The organism is Geothrix edaphica (assembly GCF_030268045.1).
GTDB classification, from domain to species: domain Bacteria; phylum Acidobacteriota; class Holophagae; order Holophagales; family Holophagaceae; genus Geothrix; species Geothrix edaphica.
In genome coordinates this window covers 267,513-283,856 of the sequence record NZ_BSDC01000003.1, presented here as the reverse complement: position 1 = coordinate 283,856, position 16,344 = coordinate 267,513, and the positions used below count along the sequence as shown (strand labels likewise).

The 16,344-nt window shown below is 68.6% G+C and carries 16 protein-coding genes and 1 tRNA gene; 7 read left to right on the top strand and 10 right to left on the bottom strand.

Annotation, left to right across the window (positions count from 1 at the left end; all coding sequences use genetic code 11):
- Positions 1-202: 202 nt before the first annotated feature.
- Positions 203-724, top strand: coding sequence for a DinB family protein (locus QSJ30_RS12095; RefSeq protein ID WP_285609598.1), 522 nt, complete (start codon positions 203-205; stop codon positions 722-724).
- 6 nt (positions 725-730) lie between these two features.
- Here QSJ30_RS12095 and QSJ30_RS12090 read toward each other — a convergent pair whose 3' ends face one another.
- Positions 731-1,573, bottom strand: a complete 843-nt coding sequence (locus QSJ30_RS12090) for an RMD1 family protein (protein ID WP_285609596.1) — start codon at positions 1,571-1,573, stop codon at positions 731-733.
- Between the two features lie 131 nt (positions 1,574-1,704).
- Between QSJ30_RS12090 and QSJ30_RS12085 the strand changes: the two genes are divergently transcribed.
- The 3 genes from QSJ30_RS12085 to QSJ30_RS12075 all read left to right on the top strand — a co-directional run bounded on the left by QSJ30_RS12085 (position 1,705) and on the right by QSJ30_RS12075 (position 4,887).
- The gene (locus QSJ30_RS12085; protein ID WP_285609594.1) at positions 1,705-3,354 is read left to right on the top strand and encodes a tetratricopeptide repeat protein; all 1,650 of its coding nucleotides are present in this window, start codon (positions 1,705-1,707) and stop codon (positions 3,352-3,354) included.
- A gap of 148 nt (positions 3,355-3,502) precedes the next feature.
- Complete coding sequence (locus QSJ30_RS12080) at positions 3,503-4,096, top strand: YceI family protein (RefSeq protein ID WP_285609592.1); 594 nt, start codon at positions 3,503-3,505, stop codon at positions 4,094-4,096.
- Positions 4,097-4,191: 95 nt separating this feature from the next.
- Positions 4,192-4,887: an alpha/beta hydrolase gene (locus tag QSJ30_RS12075; RefSeq protein ID WP_285609590.1), complete on the top strand. Its 696-nt coding sequence runs from the start codon at positions 4,192-4,194 to the stop codon at positions 4,885-4,887.
- 27 nt (positions 4,888-4,914) lie between these two features.
- Here the strand turns inward: QSJ30_RS12075 and QSJ30_RS12070 are convergent, their stop codons facing one another.
- Together QSJ30_RS12070 and QSJ30_RS12065 are read right to left on the bottom strand one after the other, a co-directional pair.
- Positions 4,915-5,454, bottom strand: coding sequence for a hypothetical protein (locus QSJ30_RS12070; RefSeq protein ID WP_285609588.1), 540 nt, complete (start codon positions 5,452-5,454; stop codon positions 4,915-4,917).
- 16 nt (positions 5,455-5,470) lie between these two features.
- A complete protein-coding gene (locus QSJ30_RS12065; protein WP_285609586.1) occupies positions 5,471-6,223 on the bottom strand; it encodes an outer membrane protein in 753 nt (250 codons plus the stop codon).
- 113 nt (positions 6,224-6,336) lie between these two features.
- On the opposite strand from QSJ30_RS12065, the gene QSJ30_RS12060 reads away from it, so the two are divergent.
- A complete protein-coding gene (locus QSJ30_RS12060; RefSeq protein WP_285609585.1) occupies positions 6,337-7,215 on the top strand; it encodes a 2-oxo acid dehydrogenase subunit E2 in 879 nt (292 codons plus the stop codon).
- Positions 7,212-8,069, top strand: coding sequence for a phosphatase PAP2 family protein (locus QSJ30_RS12055; protein ID WP_285609583.1), 858 nt, complete (start codon positions 7,212-7,214; stop codon positions 8,067-8,069). The genes QSJ30_RS12060 and QSJ30_RS12055 overlap by 4 nt, the downstream gene beginning before the upstream one ends.
- Here the strand turns inward: QSJ30_RS12055 and dtd are convergent.
- Complete coding sequence (gene dtd / locus QSJ30_RS12050) at positions 8,053-8,487, bottom strand: D-aminoacyl-tRNA deacylase (RefSeq protein WP_285609581.1); 435 nt, start codon at positions 8,485-8,487, stop codon at positions 8,053-8,055. The genes QSJ30_RS12055 and dtd overlap by 17 nt on opposite strands.
- Before the next feature lie 121 nt (positions 8,488-8,608).
- On the opposite strand from dtd, the gene QSJ30_RS12045 reads away from it, so the two are divergent.
- Positions 8,609-11,326: a S9 family peptidase gene (locus QSJ30_RS12045; protein WP_285609580.1), complete on the top strand. Its 2,718-nt coding sequence runs from the start codon at positions 8,609-8,611 to the stop codon at positions 11,324-11,326.
- A gap of 47 nt (positions 11,327-11,373) precedes the next feature.
- Here QSJ30_RS12045 and murJ read toward each other — a convergent pair whose 3' ends face one another.
- From murJ to ribH, 6 genes are all read right to left on the bottom strand, one after another.
- Complete coding sequence (murJ, locus tag QSJ30_RS12040) at positions 11,374-12,975, bottom strand: murein biosynthesis integral membrane protein MurJ (RefSeq protein WP_285609578.1); 1,602 nt, start codon at positions 12,973-12,975, stop codon at positions 11,374-11,376.
- Between the two features lie 40 nt (positions 12,976-13,015).
- Positions 13,016-13,091 (bottom strand) — tRNA-Thr (locus QSJ30_RS12035).
- Positions 13,092-13,225: 134 nt separating this feature from the next.
- Positions 13,226-14,653 carry an acetyl-CoA carboxylase biotin carboxylase subunit gene (gene accC, locus QSJ30_RS12030; protein WP_285609576.1) on the bottom strand — a complete coding sequence of 476 codons (1,428 nt, stop codon included), beginning with the start codon at positions 14,651-14,653 and terminating at the stop codon, positions 13,226-13,228.
- A 2-nt stretch (positions 14,654-14,655) separates the two neighbouring features.
- Complete coding sequence (gene accB, locus QSJ30_RS12025) at positions 14,656-15,240, bottom strand: acetyl-CoA carboxylase biotin carboxyl carrier protein (RefSeq protein WP_285609570.1); 585 nt, start codon at positions 15,238-15,240, stop codon at positions 14,656-14,658.
- 69 nt (positions 15,241-15,309) lie between these two features.
- The gene (gene nusB / locus QSJ30_RS12020) at positions 15,310-15,777 is read right to left on the bottom strand and encodes a transcription antitermination factor NusB (protein WP_285609568.1); all 468 of its coding nucleotides are present in this window, start codon (positions 15,775-15,777) and stop codon (positions 15,310-15,312) included.
- A complete protein-coding gene (ribH, locus tag QSJ30_RS12015) occupies positions 15,778-16,266 on the bottom strand; it encodes a 6,7-dimethyl-8-ribityllumazine synthase (RefSeq protein WP_285609566.1) in 489 nt (162 codons plus the stop codon). It lies immediately after the preceding gene.
- Positions 16,267-16,344: the final 78 nt, after the last annotated feature.

The following is a 16,344-nucleotide window of genomic DNA, read 5'->3' as shown; positions in this document are numbered from 1 at the left end:
CATGATCACACGCTCTGCTTTGAGGACATGCTTGGGCTAAACGGGGAAGTGTAGGATGGCAATCCAGGTGTGATACCGACTCGCTATCGGTCTGCAGCCGGCAAGGTTGAGTTCGGTTCGGGCTCCGCTCCGATCCAGACGCTCTTCCCTCCCTCCCATAGGTCGTTGCGCTATGCTTCCGGGGACCTTTCCGGAGGCTGGCATGTTCCGTCGCGTGGATGACTTCAAGACCATCTGGCAGCAGGAGGCGGAGAAGACCCTGGCGGTCCTCGCGGCCATCCCCGACGCGGCGGCCCACCAGGCCGTGGATGAGCACCACCGGGACCTGCGGCGCATGGCCTGGCACCTGGTGGAGACCATCCTGGAGCTGCCCCAGAACCTGGGGCTGAGGGTGAAGGGACCTGTGGGCCTGGGGCCCGACGGCTTCATCGCCACCCCGCCGCCGCCCACCATGGCCGAGACCGCCGCCGCCTACCGTGCGGTCAGCGAGTCCCTGCTGGACCACATCAGCAGCTGGAGCAACACCGAGCTGGGGCGGAACTTCACCCTCTACGGCGAGACCTGGACCGGCGCCTTCGCGCTCTATGTCCTCGTGAACCACCAGACCCACCACCGCGGCCAGATGACCGTCCTCATGCGGCAGGCGGGCCTGCATGTCCCCAGCCTCTATGGCCCCACCAAGGAAGGCTGGGCGGCGTTCGGGCTGGAGGCGCCGAAGGTCTGAGTCCGTTCACTTCAGAGGGAACTCCTTCCAGATGAACAGGACCACCTCCACCAGGATGAGGATGATGATGATCCACTCCAGCCGCTGGTCCTTGCGGTGGGCCAGCACGTCCAGCACCGTGGCGCCGGCATCCTGGAGGTAGGCCACCTTCTGGTTCACGGCGGACAGCCGCTCCTCCAGGTCGAACTGATCGAAGAGGGCGCCGTCGAGGTGGGCCAGGGCCTCGCTCTCCCAGGTCTCCGGCGGATCGTCGAAGAGGGTGAGGGTGTCCAGCACCGCCGCCCGCACCGCCATGGCGAAACCCACCGTCCGCAGCAGATCCTTCTGCCCGAACAACAGCCGCCCCTCATCGCGCAGCGCCGTCACCACGGGGCCGAAGCGGGCCATGGCCAGGCTCACCTCCCCCTCCACCTCATCCAGCGCGACGCTCTGCGCCAGAGCCAGGGAGATGATCTTCAGCTTGTCCAGGGTGAGGTCGCGCAGCCAGACTTCGGAGAAGTCCACGCGATCCGTCTCGGCGCGCAGGTGGACCCGCAGGTCGTCCCGGGCGCCCTCGGCCCGGGCGCCCGTTCCCGGGAGGTCCTCCAGATCGTGGAGCACCGCTTCCACGACCGCCGGAGGGGCATTCCAGAACACCACGGCCCCGAACCGCGAAAGGTAGACCCAGGCCCCGGCCTCGGGTTCGAGCACCAGGGGATTGGTGGACAGCACCCGGTAGTGGGGATGACGGGCGCAGAAGGCCCGGAAGTCGATCTGGCCCAGGAAGTATTCGGCCCGGAGGAACAGCTCGGTGGCGGTCCCGTCCAGGGGCCGGAGGGGGGGCGGAGGCGCCAGGCGGCCCGGATCCATGGCCTCCAATGTAGCTCCCGTGAGAACCCGCGCTCCATCAGGGGTCATGCAATTTAATGCATTTGAGACTCCAATTCATTTTATCGACTCAGAGGAGTAGAGTCGGATCCGACATCTCCAAGAGGTGACCCATGGGCCTCCTTTCCCCGCTGCTCGCTGTCGCCTGCACGCTGCTCGCGGGAGCACCCCCCGCGGGCCCGGCGGAGGCGGCCCCCTGGAGGCCGTTCGACCTCGGCACCCACCACCGGCGCATCTCCACCCGGGTTCCCGCGGCCCAGGCGGCCTTCGACCAGGGGCTCATCTGGGCCTACGCCTTCAACCATGAGGCTGCCGCGCGGGCCTTCCATGAGGCGATCCGCCTGGACCCCTCCTCCGCCATGGCCTGGTGGGGCCTGGCCCTGGTGAATGGTCCCCACATCAACAACCCCGTCATGGACGAGGCCCAGGCCAAGGCCGCCTGGGAGGCGCTCGGGGCCGCGCAGCAACGTGCCGCTTCCGCCAGCCCGGTGGAGCAGGCCCTCATCGCCGCTCTCGGTGCACGCTACGCGCTGCCCAACCCCGCGGATCGGAAGGCCCTGGACGCGGCCTACGCCCAGGCCATGGGCGAGGTGGCGGGCCGCTTCCCCAAGGATGCGGACGTGGCCGCGCTCTACGCCGAGGCCCTGATGGATGTCCGGCCCTGGGACCAGTGGACCCGGGCCGGCGAGCCCCAGCCCGGCACGAAGGAGATTCTCGCCTCCCTCCGCCGGGCCCTGGCCCTGGCCCCGAACCACCCGCTGGCCCTCCACCTCACCACCCACGCCTATGAAGGCTCTCCCCATCCCGAGCGGGGCAGGGCGGCGGCGGACCGGTTGCGCGGCCTGGCTCCCGATGCGGGCCACCTGGTCCACATGCCGGGCCACATCTATGCCCGCATCGGGGACTGGAGCGGCGCGGCCCGGGCCAACGAGCGGGCCATGGAGGCCGATGGCCGCTACCGGGCCCGCCAGCCCGAGATCGGCTTCTACGGGATCTACATGGTGCACAACGCGGATTTCCTGGCCTACACCGCGGTCATGGAAGGCCGGAAGGAGGTCGCCCTCGCCCAGAGCCAGGCCGTGGTGAGCGCCTTCCCCCTGGCCTGGGTGGTGGAGAACGCGCCCTTTGCCGAGGCCTTCTCCACCCGGCGCTGGGACGTGCTGAAGCGGTTCGGGATGTGGGAGGAGCTGCTGGCGGAGCCCGCGCCGGACACCCGGCTGCCGCTGGCCAAGGCCTGCTGGCATGCCCTGCGGGGCACGGCCTTCGCCGCCACCGGCAAGGGGGAGGAGGCCCTGAAGGAGCAGGCGGCCTTCGAGGCCGCACTGCCCAAGGTGCCCGACAGCCACACCTGGGGTTCCAACAACGCCCGCCAGGTGCTGCAGGTCTCCAGGGCCTTCCTTGCCGGCGAGATCGCCTTCGGCCAGGGGCGGGTGGATGAGGCGATCCAGCAGCTGACGGAGGCCGTCCGCCTGGAGGATGCCCTCAAGTACGACGAGCCCCCCGCCTGCATCATCCCCGCGCGGCATGCGCTGGGGGCCGTGCTGCTGTCCGCCCAGCGGGCCAGGGAGGCCGAAGCCGTCTATCGCGCGGATCTCAGGGCCTATCCCGCCAACTACTGGTCCCTGCTCGGCCTGCAGAAGGCGCTGGAGGCCCAGGGCCGCAAGACCGAAGCCGCCCGGGCCGCCGGCGCCCTCAAGCGGGCCCAGGCCCGCGCCGAGGTGAAGGCGGAGACCTCCTGCCTGTGCGTGAAGGGGGAAGGCTGATCCCGGCGTTCGGTGCTTGATTTTTTATGTGTTCTGAATAAACAGCGTTAGATGGAAACGGCCAAAAATAGTCCAAAAAGGTGTTGCAACACACTAAGAAGAGCCTAGACTGAATTACATGGTGAAACACCTATTCCCTGGAGGTCCCATGCGCCACCCCTTCCGTGCTCTGCTCGCGTCCCTCGCCCTGGCGGCCCTGCCCGCCCTGGCCGGCGAGGACACCTACAAGATCGACCCCGTCCACAGCGAAGTGAGCTTCAAGGTCAGCCACCTGCTGGCCAAGGTCAGCGGCCGCTTCACGAAGTTCGAGGGGCTCATCAAGGTGGACACCGCCGACATGAGCAAGTCCAGCGTGGACGTCACCATCGACGCCACCAGCCTCACCACCGACAACGAGGCCCGGGACAAGCACCTGAAGTCCCCCGACTTCTTCGACGTGGCCAAGTTCCCCGTCATCACCTTCAAGAGCACGGCCGTGAAGGAAGTGGCCAAGGGCAAGCTGGAGATCACCGGCGACTTCACCCTGCACGGCGTGACCAAGCGCATCACCTTCCCCATCACCAACGCGGGGACCCAGCCCGGCATGGCGCCCGGCACCGTGATCGCGGGCTTCATCGACGGCGTCCTCACCCTCAACCGCAACGAATTCGGCATCAAGACCTTCCCCGGCGTCATCGGCGAGACCGTGGCCGTCAGCCTGAACGCCGAGGCCGGCAAGGTCGCCCCCGCCGCGAAGAATTAAGCCGCTTCCGATCACGCCATACCCATCCGCCTCCGGCCGTTCCCCTGGAGCGGCTGGAGGTGGGTCTTTCTGCCCTTCTTTCCTGGAGGCTTGCCATGGCATCCCCGGCCCCATTCCCTGGCGTCCTGCAGCAGGACGCGTCATCGGGCCTGTCCTACCGCGTGATGCAGCCACCCCCAACCCAGCCCAGGGCGCTGGTGGTCCTTCTCCACGGCGTTGGCGGGCAGGAGACAGACCTGGCCGAGCTGGCGGCCGGCGTGGCTCCGGGTGTCCTGGTGGTGCTCGTCCGCAGCCGGCTTGAGCTCGGTCCCCAGCAGTTCGGCTGGTTCCGCGTGGCGTTCACGGCGGAGGGGCCGAAGATCGAGGAAAATGAGGCCGAGGCCAGCCGCCACGCGCTCATCCGCCTCGTCGACCACCTGCAGTCCCAGTACAGCATCGAAGCCCGGCGGACGGTCCTTGCCGGGTTCAGCCAGGGCGGCATCCTGAGCGCCAGCGTGGCCCTGACCGCGCCCGAACGCGTGGGCGGCTTCGCCATCCTCTCGGGCCGCATCCTGCCGGAACTCGAACCCCGCGTCGCCGGCCGCGAGTGGCTCGCCCACCTGCGCGGCTTCATCGGCCATGGCGAGCAGGATCGCACCCTGCCCCTGGCCTGGGCCCAGCGGGCCGACAGTCTGCTGGATGACCTGGGCATCCCCCACGTCACCCGCGTCTATCCCGCCGGCCACACCCTGAATCCCGAGATGCGGGCCGATGTCCTGGCCTGGATCGGGGGGCTCTCCGGGGCGGCGTGATCGCGGCGTCGCGATCGGATCAGTCTGCTAGAACCGGGCCCCGAGCTGGATCTGGATGTCGAAGGCGCCGCTGTCGTCCTCGGAGCTGACGCTGGTCCGGGTGGAGAGCCGGGTGCCGGGGCTGAGGTAGAGGCCGAGGTTGAAGTAGACGTGCCGGCCCAGGGTCCGGGTATAGCCCCCACCGATGAAGGGCGCGGTGGTGGTGACCCGGTCCACCTCGCCGGTCAGCAGGGATTCCTCCCGCTTGGACCAGCGGAACACCGCGCCCCCGAGGTACCAGCTGCCCGGCGACTGGGGGCTGAAGAGGTAGTCCACGAGGGGGCCGGTTCGCGTCTCCGTCGTCTCCGTCAGCCTGCGGCCGGTGAACGGATCATTGAAGTGGTCCCGCCACTGGACGTGGCGGTAGCTGAACTGCCAGTGGCTCGAAGCTGGACGGAAGCTGACCTGGAAGTCCTGGCCCTGATCGGCCAGGAGGAACACCCCCGCTCCCACCCTGAAGTCCTGCGCCTGGAGGAGGGCGGACCCTAGGAGCAGCATCACCGGCTGCAGGCGGGAGAGCCGGGCCATCAGCCACCTCCTCGAGCTAGAACCGCCGTCCGATGCCCAGCCACACGTTGGGTCCTGTGGAATCGGTGTCGGCGGTGACCGTGGGCGGGACCAGGGAACCGCTGGCCGGCACATCGTGCTTGAGGCGGGCCCAGGAGTAGCTGACGCCGGCCTCGGCGTACCAGGTGCGCTGGTCGGAGAAGTAAACATCCACCCCAGCGCCGACGGTGGCCATGGGGAACCAGCCGTCGTTGTCCACGTGGACCAGGGTCTCGTCGAGGAGGTCGTTGCGGAGGGTCAGGAGGGTCCGGTCCTTCTCGTAGGCCAGGCCGAGCCCCGCCTGGAGGAAGGGGGTCCAGCGGTGGCTCGTCCCCAGGGGCCGGAACTGGACCAGGGCCAGGAGGTCGGCGTAGATCGTGTACTTCTGCTCGAAGGCGAGGGTGGCGGGGCCGGCGGGGGTGTCCACCGTGGCCTTGCCATCGATCTTCCCCCGGGAGTAGTCCAGCTCGAGGCCCACCTTCCAGCGCGGGTCCAGGTCCCGGTAGGCCTGGAGGCCGAGGTTCAGGTTCGCCACGTCGTCCCAGGTCTTGAAGGACGAACCCAGGGCGGCATTGATGTCCTTGATCTGGCGGTTCGTCTCCGTCTGCTTGGGCCAGCTCTGCTGGAGATAGACCGTCATGGTCCAGGGATTCGGTACCTCCTGGGCCCGGGCGGCGGCACCCCCCAGGAGGAGGCCTGCGGCCAGCAGGCCGGAGGCGAATGGCTGGAGACGGACCGAGCGCGTCGTCATGGCATCACCGGAAGGATTGCCACAGGGATAGTCCTGCGGGCCAGGGGTGTCAATGCGAAAAGGTGATATCCGGGTGTTCTTGACAGCGCCGGTCCAGCTGACAACCCTGGTCCATGCCCCTCTTCTCCCGTCCTGATGGCGACCTGGTCCGCGATGAGACGCCGGTGCGGCGCATCATGCCGTACCTCATGCGGGGCCGGAACGAGAGCTGCGTCTACCAGGAATCCGTCTACCGCATGGCCGCTGCGCGGGTGTGGCTCAAGGCCTACAACCGCGCCCACCACCCCAGGGCCACGCTCTTCCACCTGGTGGCCTACGCCGTGGCCGTGACCCTCGATGCCCGGCCGCGGCTGAACCGCTTCGTGTCCGGGGGGCGGATCTACCAGCGGCGCGGTGTGTCCTTCTCCTTCGTCGCCAAGAAGGAGTTCACGGAGGAGGGCGAGGACGCCACCGTGAAGCTCGCGGCCGTCGGGGGCGAGAGCTTCCAGGATTTCTCCCGGCGCCTCTCGACCCAGGTGGACGAGGCGCGGGAGACGGAGCGGGCTGTGGACCGGGAGGTGGCCCTGGTCATGCGGCTGCCCGGCCCCCTGGTGCGCCTGCTGATGGCCCTGGCGCGAGGCCTGGACCACTGGAACCTCTATCCGGGCTTCATGATCCGCGACGATCCCATGTACGCGAGCATCTTCCTCGCCAACCTCGGTTCCGTGGGCGTGTCCGATGTCTACCACCACCTCTACGAATACGGCACGGTCTCGATCTTCGGGGCGGTCTCCTCCCCCCGGCGCGCCGCCTTCGCGTCCCGGGACGGCGTGACCGTGGAGGAGGCCCTGTCCGTGCGCTGGACCTTCGACGAGCGCATCGACGATGCCTTCTCCTGCGCCCGCTCCCTGGTGCTCGTGCAGAAGATTCTGGAGAATCCGGGCCGCTGGCTGGGGCCGCCGGAGGGGACGCCCGCCTGGCGGGGCGTGGAGGCGGACGTGCGGGAATCATGATCAGGGGGACGATCGCGGCTCTGCGGCCCTCCGAGCGGCTGACGGCGCTGGTCCTGGCGGGGCTTCTGGCGCTCGTCTTCCTGGCGCGGCCCGAAGGCTGGGCGCTGCGCGCCGCCGTCTTCGCGGGGCTGCTCCTGGCGGTCCTTTGGCTGGGCCGGGTCCGGGGGAAGGGGCTCCTGCTCCTGCGGGACTTCCTCCCGGTGGGGGTGGTGCTCCTCGTGTTCCTGCTCCTGCAGCCGCTGGTGGTGGCGGTGAACCCCCACCGGTGCGATGCGGCGCTGATCGCCTTCGATGGGCGCTGGTTCGGCCCGCTCGCCCGGGCCTGGCACGGCGCCTTCGGGCGGCCCGCGGCCGTCACGGATCTGGTCTACCTCGCCTACGCGAGCTTCTACCTGCTGCCCATCGCCGTGGGCGTGCTGGCGCGGGTCCGGCGGGGGCCGGAGCTCTTCGAGCGGGTGGTGTTCGCCATCCTCCTCGGGTTCTACCTGTCCTTCCTGGGCTACTTCCTGTGGCCCGCGGAAGGGCCCCGGGTGCCCGAGGCCCTGGCCGCTGCGCAGCTGGGCGGCGGCGCGGTCTCCCAGGCGGTCCGGGCCTTCCTCCACGGCGCCGAAACCACCACGCTGGATGCCTTCCCCAGTGGGCACACCGCCCTGTCCGTGCTGCCCGCGATACTGGCCACGCGGCCCTTTCCCCGCCTGGCGCCGCTGCTCTGGGCCTGGGCCGCCGCCGTCGTGTTCGCCACCGTCTACATCGGCGTCCACTACGTGGCGGATGTGGCCGCGGGCCTCCTGCTGGCGGGGCTGGGGATGGCGCTGGCACCGCCGCTGTCCCGCTGGCTCAGCGCTCGAGGATGAAGGTCACCGGGCCGTCGTTGATCAACTCGACCTCCATGTGCTCCTGGAAGAAACCGGATTTCACGCGGGGGTACTGGGCCTTCAGCAGGTCGAGGAACCGGCGGAACAGGACCCGGGCCGCGTCGGGGGCCATGGCCTGATCGAAGGAGGGCCGCCGGCCCCGGGCGATGCTGCCGGCCAGGGTGAACTGGCTGATGGCCAGGATTTCCCCGCCCACCTCCTGGAGGCCGAGGTTCAGCTTTCCGTCGCCATCCTCGAAGACCCGCAGCGAGGCGATCTTGGCGGCGGCCCAGGCGCAGGTCTCCTCCGTATCCCCGACCTCCAGGCCCGCCAGCACGAGCAGGCCGGGCCCGATGGCGGCTTCCAGCTCCCCGCACCGCACCGAGGCCCGCTTCACGCGCTGGATGACTGCCTTCATCGGAGGCCCCCCTCCGAACTGTGCCATAAGGGAGCACCTTCCAGAGGTTCATGCTCAACCTCTATGTCCCTTTCGGCGTAACCTGGGATCCTCATCCATTCTTTCCAAGGAGCCCCAGACCATGAAACGTCATCTGACCATGTCCAGCCTCCTGTGGTCTGGCTTGGCCTTGGCCCTGGCACTGCCTCTGGCGGCCGCGGAAACCAAGGCCCCGGCCGCCCAGGCGAAGAAGAGCCAGCTCCCGCCCCTCATCGACCGGGACAAGTTCTTCGGCAATCCCGAGATCGCCGCGGCCCAGCTTTCCCCCGATGGGAAGTGGATCGCCTTCCTCAAGCCCTACAAGGAGACTCGCAACATCTGGGTGAAGAAGGTGGGCGAGCCCTACGCCAAGGGGCACCTGATCACCGCGGATCCCAAGCGCCCCATCCCCGCCTTCTTCTGGAGCCGGGACGGCAAGCAGATCCTCTTCGTGCAGGACAAGGACGGCGACGAGAACTTCAATGTCTATGCCGTGGATCCGGCGGCCCCCGCCGCGCCCGGCAAGGACGTGCCCGAGGCCCGCAACCTGACGGCCGCCAAGGGCGCCCGGGCCATGATCTACGCCGTGCCCAAGGCGGATCCCGACACGATCTACGTGGGCCTCAACGACCGGGACGCCGCCTGGCATGACGTGTACAAGGTGAAGATCTCCACGGGCGAGCGGACGCTGCTGCGGAAGAACACCGAGCGCATCGCCGGCTGGATGTTCGACAAGCAGGCGAACCTGCGCCTCGCCCTCCGCACCACGGAAAAGGGCGACACCGAGATCCTCCGCGTGGATCCCGAAGGCTTCACCAAGGTCTACGAGTGCTCGGTCTTCGAGTCCGCCGCGCCGGTGAATTTCCACAAGGATGGCAAGCGGGTCTACCTGGAGACGAACAAGGGCGCCCGGGACCTCACGGAGCTGGTGCTCTTCGACCCCGCCACCGGCCAGGAGGCGAAGCTGGAATCCGACCCCAAGGGCCGGGTGGACTTCGGTTCCGCCATCTTCTCCGACCTCACCGATGACCTCATCGCCACCGTCTATCAGGACGACCGCACGAGGATCTACTGGAAGGACAAGGCCTGGGAGGCGGACTACAAGCTGATCCAGAAGAAGCTGCCGGGCGGGGAGATCGGCCTGGCCTCCATGACCGCCGACGAGCAGCTGGTGATGGTCACGAGCTACAGCGACCGCGACCCGGGCAGCCGCTACCTCTTCGACCGCCGCACCAAGAAGCTGAGCCTGGAATACGTGTCCCGGGAGGATCTGCCCCGGCAGCACATGGTCGCCATGCAGCCCATCCGGTACAAGTCCAGCGATGGCCTGGAGATCCCCGCCTACCTGAGCCTGCCCAAGGGCGTGCCCGCCAAGAGCCTGCCCCTGGTGGTGGTGCCCCACGGCGGTCCCTGGGCCCGGGACGGCTGGGGCTTCAACAGCCTGGCCCAGTTCCTGGCCAACCGTGGCTACGCCGTGCTGCAGCCCAATTTCCGCGGCTCCACCGGCTACGGGAAGAAGTTCCTCAATGCGGGCAACAAGCAGTGGGGCGACCTCATGCAGGACGACATCACCTGGGGCGTGAAGCACCTGGTGGCGAAGGGCATCGTGGACCCGAAGCGGGTGGGCATCATGGGCGGCTCCTATGGCGGCTACGCCACCCTCGCAGGCGTGACCTTCACGCCCGACCTCTACGCGGCCGCCGTGTCCATCGTGGGACCGTCCAACCTGCTGACGCTGCTCGAGACCATTCCCCCCTACTGGGAAGCCGGCCGCATCATCTTCCACGAGCGCATGGGCAACCCCAACACGCCCGAGGGCAAGAAGCAGCTGGAGCGCCAGTCGCCCCTGAACTCCGCGGCGAAGATCCACACGCCGCTCATGGTGATCCAGGGCGCCAACGATCCCCGTGTGAAGAAGGCTGAGAGCGACCAGATCGTCATCGCCCTGCGCGATCGCGGCTTCCCGGTGGAGTACCTCTGCGCGCCGGACGAGGGCCACGGCTTCGCCCGTCCCGTCAACAACCAGGCCATGTTCGCGGCCGCGGAGACGTTCCTGGCCAAGTACCTCAAGGCCCGCCATCAGGAGGGCGGCAAGCCCGACGTCATGAAGCGGCTGCCCGAGATCACCGTCGATCCCAAGACCGTGGTGCTGGCGAAGAAGGCCGACGCGGCGTCCGTGAGCGTCCCCAAGCCCGTGGCCAAGCCCACGGCCGGCACCTTCACCTACGCGGGAACCATGGCCATGGGCCCCCGCTCCATGGCCATCTCCATGGTCCGGACGGTGAAAGAGGAGGGTGGCACCTGGGTGGTGACGGATACCGCCAAGCTGCCTGGCGGCGAAGCGGTGGACACCACCACCATGGCCAAGGACACGCTGGCGCCCCTGAAGCGCCAGGTGAAGCAGGGTCCCGTGGTCATCGAGATGGCCTTCGATGGCGGCAAGGCCACCGGGACCATGGCCATGGGCGGCAACGCCAAGCCCTTCAGCATTGACCTGGGCGGTGGGATCTACGCCGATGGTTCCGGTGCCGAGGATGCCCTGGCCTGCCTGCCCCTGGCGGAGGGCTATGCGGTCACCTTCCGCAACGTGGACCTGCAGCGCCAGAAGGTGCAGCTCAAGCAGGCCAAGGTGCTGGGCCAGGAGGAGCTGAAAGTCCCCGCAGGCACCTTCAAGGCCTGGAAGGTGGAGCTCACTTCCGCCGAGGGCGATCCCGGGACCACGACTCTGTGGGTGGACACGGCTTCCCGCAAGGTGCTCAAGACCGTGGCGACGGGCCCCCAGATGGGCGGCGCCGTGGTTACGGTGGAGCTGCAGAACTGAAGACTGGACGCAGGGAGGAAGGGCCGGGCTTTGCCCGGCCCTTCCGTTTATAGCCGCAGTTTCTGCTGGATCTTCTTGGCCAATGCCTTCGCTTCGGGATGTCCGAGCCCCGCGGCGGTCCCGCCGTAGACCAGCGCGCACAGGGCCACCAGGGGGAGCAGGCGGAAGGCGAGCAGGGCCCGGGTGAAGGCGTGGGGTGCGTCCAGGGCGAGGAACCGGGCGCCGCCCCAGGCCAGCACGCCCATGAGGGCGCAGGCCCCCAGGACGCGGGCGGTGGCGCTCAGGAGCGGGCGCAGGTCCAGGCCCGGCAGGCGGGGGCGCAGGCGCAGCAGCAGGCCCATGAGGCCCGCGAGGCTGGCGAGGCCGTTGGCCAGGGCCAGGCCGCCGGTGCCCAGGGGCTTGAGCAGGGCGAGGCTGAGGGCCACATTCAGCAGCAGGGTGCCGCCGGCCAAGGCCGCAGGGCCGCGGTAGTCCTTGAGGGCGTAGAGGGCCTGGTTGCCCAGCCGCTGGGCCGCCACGAAGACCAGCCCCACGGACTGGAACACCAGGGTGAGGGCCGTCCAGTCCGAGGCGGCGGGCGTATAGGCGCCGGTGCGGAAGAGCAGGGCGCAGATGGGCCGCGCCAGCACGGCCAGCCCCACGGAGGCCGGCAGCACCAGCAGGGCCGAGGCGGAGATGGACTGGGTGAGGCTGCGGTTCATCCCCGGCCAGTCCTGGGCGCCCGCCTGACGCGAGAGCGTGGGCAGGCTGGCGGTGGCGAGGCTCATGGCGAAGAGCCCGAGCACCATCTCGCCCATCATTCCGCTGTTGTAGAGCACCATCTGGGCGCCGTTGGGCAGCAGGGAGGCCAGCATGGCGCTGATGAGGGCGTTGATGGGGTAGATGCCCGCCGCCAGCAGGCCCGGACCCATGCGCTTGAGGGCCTTCGCCACCCAGGGATCCCGGAAGTGCAGGCCGAAGGAGAGGCTGAAACCCTCCTGCCGCACCGCAGGCAGCACCACCAGGAGCTGGAGGACGCCGCCCGCCAGGACGGCGATGGCACAGATCACGGCCACGGTCTCGAGGGGGAGGCGCCCCTTCTGCTCCAGCACCCGCAGCGCGGTCCACCCGAAGGCGATGAAGGCCAGGTTCCAGAACACGGAGACGGAGGCGGCCAGGGCGAAGCGGTGGCGCAGGTTGAGCAGGCCGGTGAAGCCCGCCGTGAGGCTCACCAGGGCCAGGTAGGGGAACATGATGCGGCCCAGCAGGGTCGTGAGCTCGCCCTGGGATTCCGGGCGCCCCATCATCAGCAGTCCCGCCAGGGGCCCCATGAACAGCAGCACCAGGACGACCCCCGCCAACAGCAGGGCCAGCAGGGTGCCGAGGAAGCGTGCCGCCACGGCCTTCACGGCGGTCTGGCCCTCGGTGGCCTCCGCCTCCGCCAGGGTCGGCAGGAAGGCGGCGGTCATGGTGCCTTCGGCGGTGAACCGGCGCAGCATGTTGGGCAGCCGGAAAGCGACGGCATAGGCGTCGGCCGCCGCCCCCGCGCCCAGCACGTGGCTGAGGAAGAAGGTCTGGAGCAGGCCCGTGAGCCGGCTCAGCAGGGTCATGAAGCCCACGACCCCCGCGGAGCGGAGCAGGCTGGGGCGGGCGGGGGTGGGGTCGCTCACGGTCGGCGCTGGGCTGAGTGGTCCATGAGGCTCCCGGGATTGGAGCCGCTAGTCGGAATTGAACCAACGACCATCCGCTTACAAGGCGGGCGCTCTACCAACTGAGCTATAGCGGCACGAGATTCAGTCTATCGGATTCTGCGGCATTCCTGAATGATGCCGGGGAAGGGGGAGGCCGATCTGGTTGCTCTGGATCCGCGGGCGGGTCCCCGCTCATCAGGCGACATTCAGTCGCCTGATGAGCGACCCGTCAACGCGGATCCCCGGACGGATCCCGCTTCAGCTCTTCGAGGAAGCCCTCCATCCACTTGGTGGAGAAGGTGCCGGCGATGAAGTCGGGGTGGTCCATGATGCGGCGGTGGAGCGGGGCCGTGGTCTTGATGCCTTCGATCACCAGGGTGTCCAGGGCGCGGCGCATGCGGGCGATGGCTTCCGTGCGGTTGGCGCCGTAGGCGATGAGCTTCGCCACCATGGAGTCGTAGTGGGGCGGGATGACCGCGTCCTGGTGCATGGCGGTGTCCACGCGGATGCCGGGGCCGCCGGGGAAGTGCAGGGCCGTGATGCGGCCGGGGCAGGGCGTGAACTTGAAGGGATCCTCGGCGTTGATGCGGCACTCGATGGCATGGCCCTTCTGGACCACGTCCTCCTGGCGGAAGCTCAGCTTCTGGCCGGCCGCGATGCGGAGCTGTTCCTTCACGATGTCGATGCCCGTGACCAGCTCGGTGACGGGGTGCTCCACCTGGACGCGGGTGTTCATCTCCATGAAGAAGAAGTCGCCGCGCTTGTCGAGGAGGAACTCGATGGTGCCGGCGTTGTAGTAGCCCACGGCCCGGGCGGCCTTCACGGCGGTGTCGCAGATGCGCTGGCGCAGGGCGGGGTCGAGGACGGCGCTGGGGCTCTCCTCGATGAGCTTCTGGTGGCGGCGCTGGATGGAGCACTCGCGCTCGCCCAGGTGCACCACGTTGCCGAAGAGGTCGCCCATGATCTGGACTTCGATGTGGCGCGGCTCGAGGAGGTACTTCTCCATGTAGACGCTGTCGTCGCCAAAGGCGCCCTTGGCCTCGCTGCGGGCCGTGTTGTAGAGATCTGGCAGCTCCTCGGCGTTGTTGCAGATGCGCATCCCGCGCCCACCGCCGCCGGCGCTGGCCTTGACGATGACGGGATAGCCGATCTGCTCCGCCACCACCAGGGCCTCTTCGACCGTTTCGATGATGCCGTCGCTGCCGGGCATGAGCGGCACGCCCGCTTCCAGCATGGTGGCCTTGGCCTGGGCCTTGTTGCCCATCTTGCGGATGATCTCGGGGCTGGGCCCGATGAAGGTGATGCCGCAGGCCTGGCAGACTTCCACGAAGTGCGCGTTCTCGCTGAGGAAGCCGTAGCCGGGGTGGATGGCCTCCGCTCCCGTGACTTCCGCAGCGGCGATGACCTGGGGGATGTTGAGGTACGACTTGGATGACGGCGCGGGGCCGATGCACACCTCTTCGTCGGCGAAGCGCACGTGGAGGGCGTTGCGGTCGGCCTCGGAATAGACGGCCACGGTCTGGATCCCCATCTCCTTGCAGGCCAGGATCACGCGGAGCGCGATCTCACCGCGATTGGCGATGAGCACCTTCTTGAAGGGCGGGGCGTCGGAGGCGACCGCGGCGGGGGAGGCTTTGCGCTTGATGGCTGCGGCCATGGCTAGCCGATCCGGACCGCGAAGAGGCGCTCGCCGTATTCGACGGGGGTGCCGTTCTCCACCAGGACCTTCACGATCTCGCCGGCCACGTCGCACTCGATCTCGTTCATGAGCTTCATGGCCTCGACGATGCAGAGGGTCTGGCCGGGCTTAACGAAGTCGCCGGGGGAGGCGTAGGGGGCCGCCGTGGGATTGGAGGCCCGGTAGAAGGTCCCGACGATGGGGCTGGTGACATAGTGGATGCCCGGCTCGTCCGCGGGAACGGCGGCTGCGGCGGCGGGGATCGCGGCGGCAGCGAAGGATGGCTGGATGGCGGGGGCGGCCACCATCACGGGGGCGGCATGCACCACGGGGGCCGGGCCATCCTTGCGGATGCGGAAGCGCATGTCGCCGGCCTCGAACTCGAACTCCTGGAAGGGCTCGCGGCCCACCAGGGCGATGAGGGCCTTGATCTCGTCCAGGCCCAGGGAGGTGCCCGGCGTGGCGCGGGGGGCCGCGGTCTTGGTGGCGGCCTTGGGTGCGGCGGCGCCCTTGGGGGCCGGGGCGGGTTTCTTTGGGGCAGCGGACTTCTTGCGGGAGGTGCTCATCAAGGCTCCAACGGTCGGATCGGGCTGGGGAAGGGAACGAGCATACCAAACCAGCCAGAGAGGGTCAGGTCACGATTCTTCCGGGGGGTCTGCGGCCACGGCCTTCTTGCGGAGCCGGGGGCCGGTTTCTTCGGGGCGGAACTCTTTGCGGGCCGCGTCGAGGATGCCGTTGAGGAATTGCGTGCCTTCCTGGTCGCTGAATTCCTTCACGATCTCCAGGGCCTCGTTGATGACGATGGGAAAGGGTACCTCCTTCACGTACATCAGCTCGAAGAGCCCCAGCCGCAGCAGGTTGCGGTCCACGGCGGCCATGCGGTGGATCTTCCAGTGCTCGGCGTACTTCGTCAGCACCTCGTCGATCTCTTCCATGTGGCCGTGCACGCCGTCCACCAGCCGGCGGGCGTAGTAGAAGGCATCCCGGTTCAGGTCCTGGATGGCATAGAACCCCGCAAAGACCTGGTCCGGCGTGTAGCCGGTAAGGTCCATGGCGTACAACATTTGAAGGGCGTACTCGCGCCCCCGGCGGCGAACTCCCATCTACTTGCGTCCCTTCGTCCCGGCCTTGAGGGTGTGGGCGAGATCGGCCATCTCGAGGACGCTCTGGGCGGCCTCCCAGCCCTTGTTGCCCATCTTGGCGCCGGCCCGGTCGATGGCCTGTTCCACGCTGTCCGTGGTCAGCACGCCGAAGGAGAGCGGCAGACCGGTATCCAGGGCCACCTGGGCCGCGCCCTTGGTGACCTCGGCGGCGATCATGTCGAAGTGGGGTGTGCCCCCCCGGATCACCGAGCCCAGCACGATGACGCCGGCATAGCGGCCGCTCTGAGCCGCCAGCTTGGCCGCCTGGGGCAGCTCGAAGCTCCCCGGGACGCGGATGAGGTCCATCTGTTCCTCGTGACCGCCGTGGCGGAGGATGCAGTCCTTCGCGCCCTCGATGAGGCGGTCGACGATGAAATCGTTCCAGCGCGAGGCCACCAGCGCGAAGCGATCGCCGTCGTGGACGCGGATGTGGCCCTCAAAGATCCCCATGGGAACCCCCCGAAAGGTGGTCAAGAACGATGAGGTTAGCACACATGGCCGGATCGCCATCTCGGAAAATGGCCCAGG

Bases quoted from the DNA above. Each gene is read 5' to 3' on its own strand.
- QSJ30_RS12065 (WP_285609586.1), bottom strand. From the start codon at position 6,223: ATGACGACGCGCTCGGTCCGTCTCCAGCCATTCGCCTCCGGCCTGCTG.
- QSJ30_RS12070 (WP_285609588.1), bottom strand. From the start codon at position 5,454: ATGGCCCGGCTCTCCCGCCTGCAGCCGGTGATGCTGCTCCTAGGGTCC.
- QSJ30_RS12060 (WP_285609585.1), top strand. From the start codon at position 6,337: ATGCCCCTCTTCTCCCGTCCTGATGGCGACCTGGTCCGCGATGAGACG.
- QSJ30_RS12085 (WP_285609594.1), top strand. From the start codon at position 1,705: ATGGGCCTCCTTTCCCCGCTGCTCGCTGTCGCCTGCACGCTGCTCGCG.
- QSJ30_RS12045 (WP_285609580.1), top strand. From the start codon at position 8,609: ATGAAACGTCATCTGACCATGTCCAGCCTCCTGTGGTCTGGCTTGGCC.
- QSJ30_RS12080 (WP_285609592.1), top strand. From the start codon at position 3,503: ATGCGCCACCCCTTCCGTGCTCTGCTCGCGTCCCTCGCCCTGGCGGCC.
- ribH (WP_285609566.1), bottom strand. From the start codon at position 16,266: ATGGGGATCTTTGAGGGCCACATCCGCGTCCACGACGGCGATCGCTTC.
- accB (WP_285609570.1), bottom strand. From the start codon at position 15,240: ATGAGCACCTCCCGCAAGAAGTCCGCTGCCCCAAAGAAACCCGCCCCG.
- QSJ30_RS12055 (WP_285609583.1), top strand. From the start codon at position 7,212: ATGATCAGGGGGACGATCGCGGCTCTGCGGCCCTCCGAGCGGCTGACG.
- nusB (WP_285609568.1), bottom strand. From the start codon at position 15,777: ATGGGAGTTCGCCGCCGGGGGCGCGAGTACGCCCTTCAAATGTTGTAC.
- dtd (WP_285609581.1), bottom strand. From the start codon at position 8,487: ATGAAGGCAGTCATCCAGCGCGTGAAGCGGGCCTCGGTGCGGTGCGGG.
- QSJ30_RS12095 (WP_285609598.1), top strand. From the start codon at position 203: ATGTTCCGTCGCGTGGATGACTTCAAGACCATCTGGCAGCAGGAGGCG.
- QSJ30_RS12090 (WP_285609596.1), bottom strand. From the start codon at position 1,573: ATGGATCCGGGCCGCCTGGCGCCTCCGCCCCCCCTCCGGCCCCTGGAC.
- QSJ30_RS12075 (WP_285609590.1), top strand. From the start codon at position 4,192: ATGGCATCCCCGGCCCCATTCCCTGGCGTCCTGCAGCAGGACGCGTCA.
- accC (WP_285609576.1), bottom strand. From the start codon at position 14,653: ATGGCCGCAGCCATCAAGCGCAAAGCCTCCCCCGCCGCGGTCGCCTCC.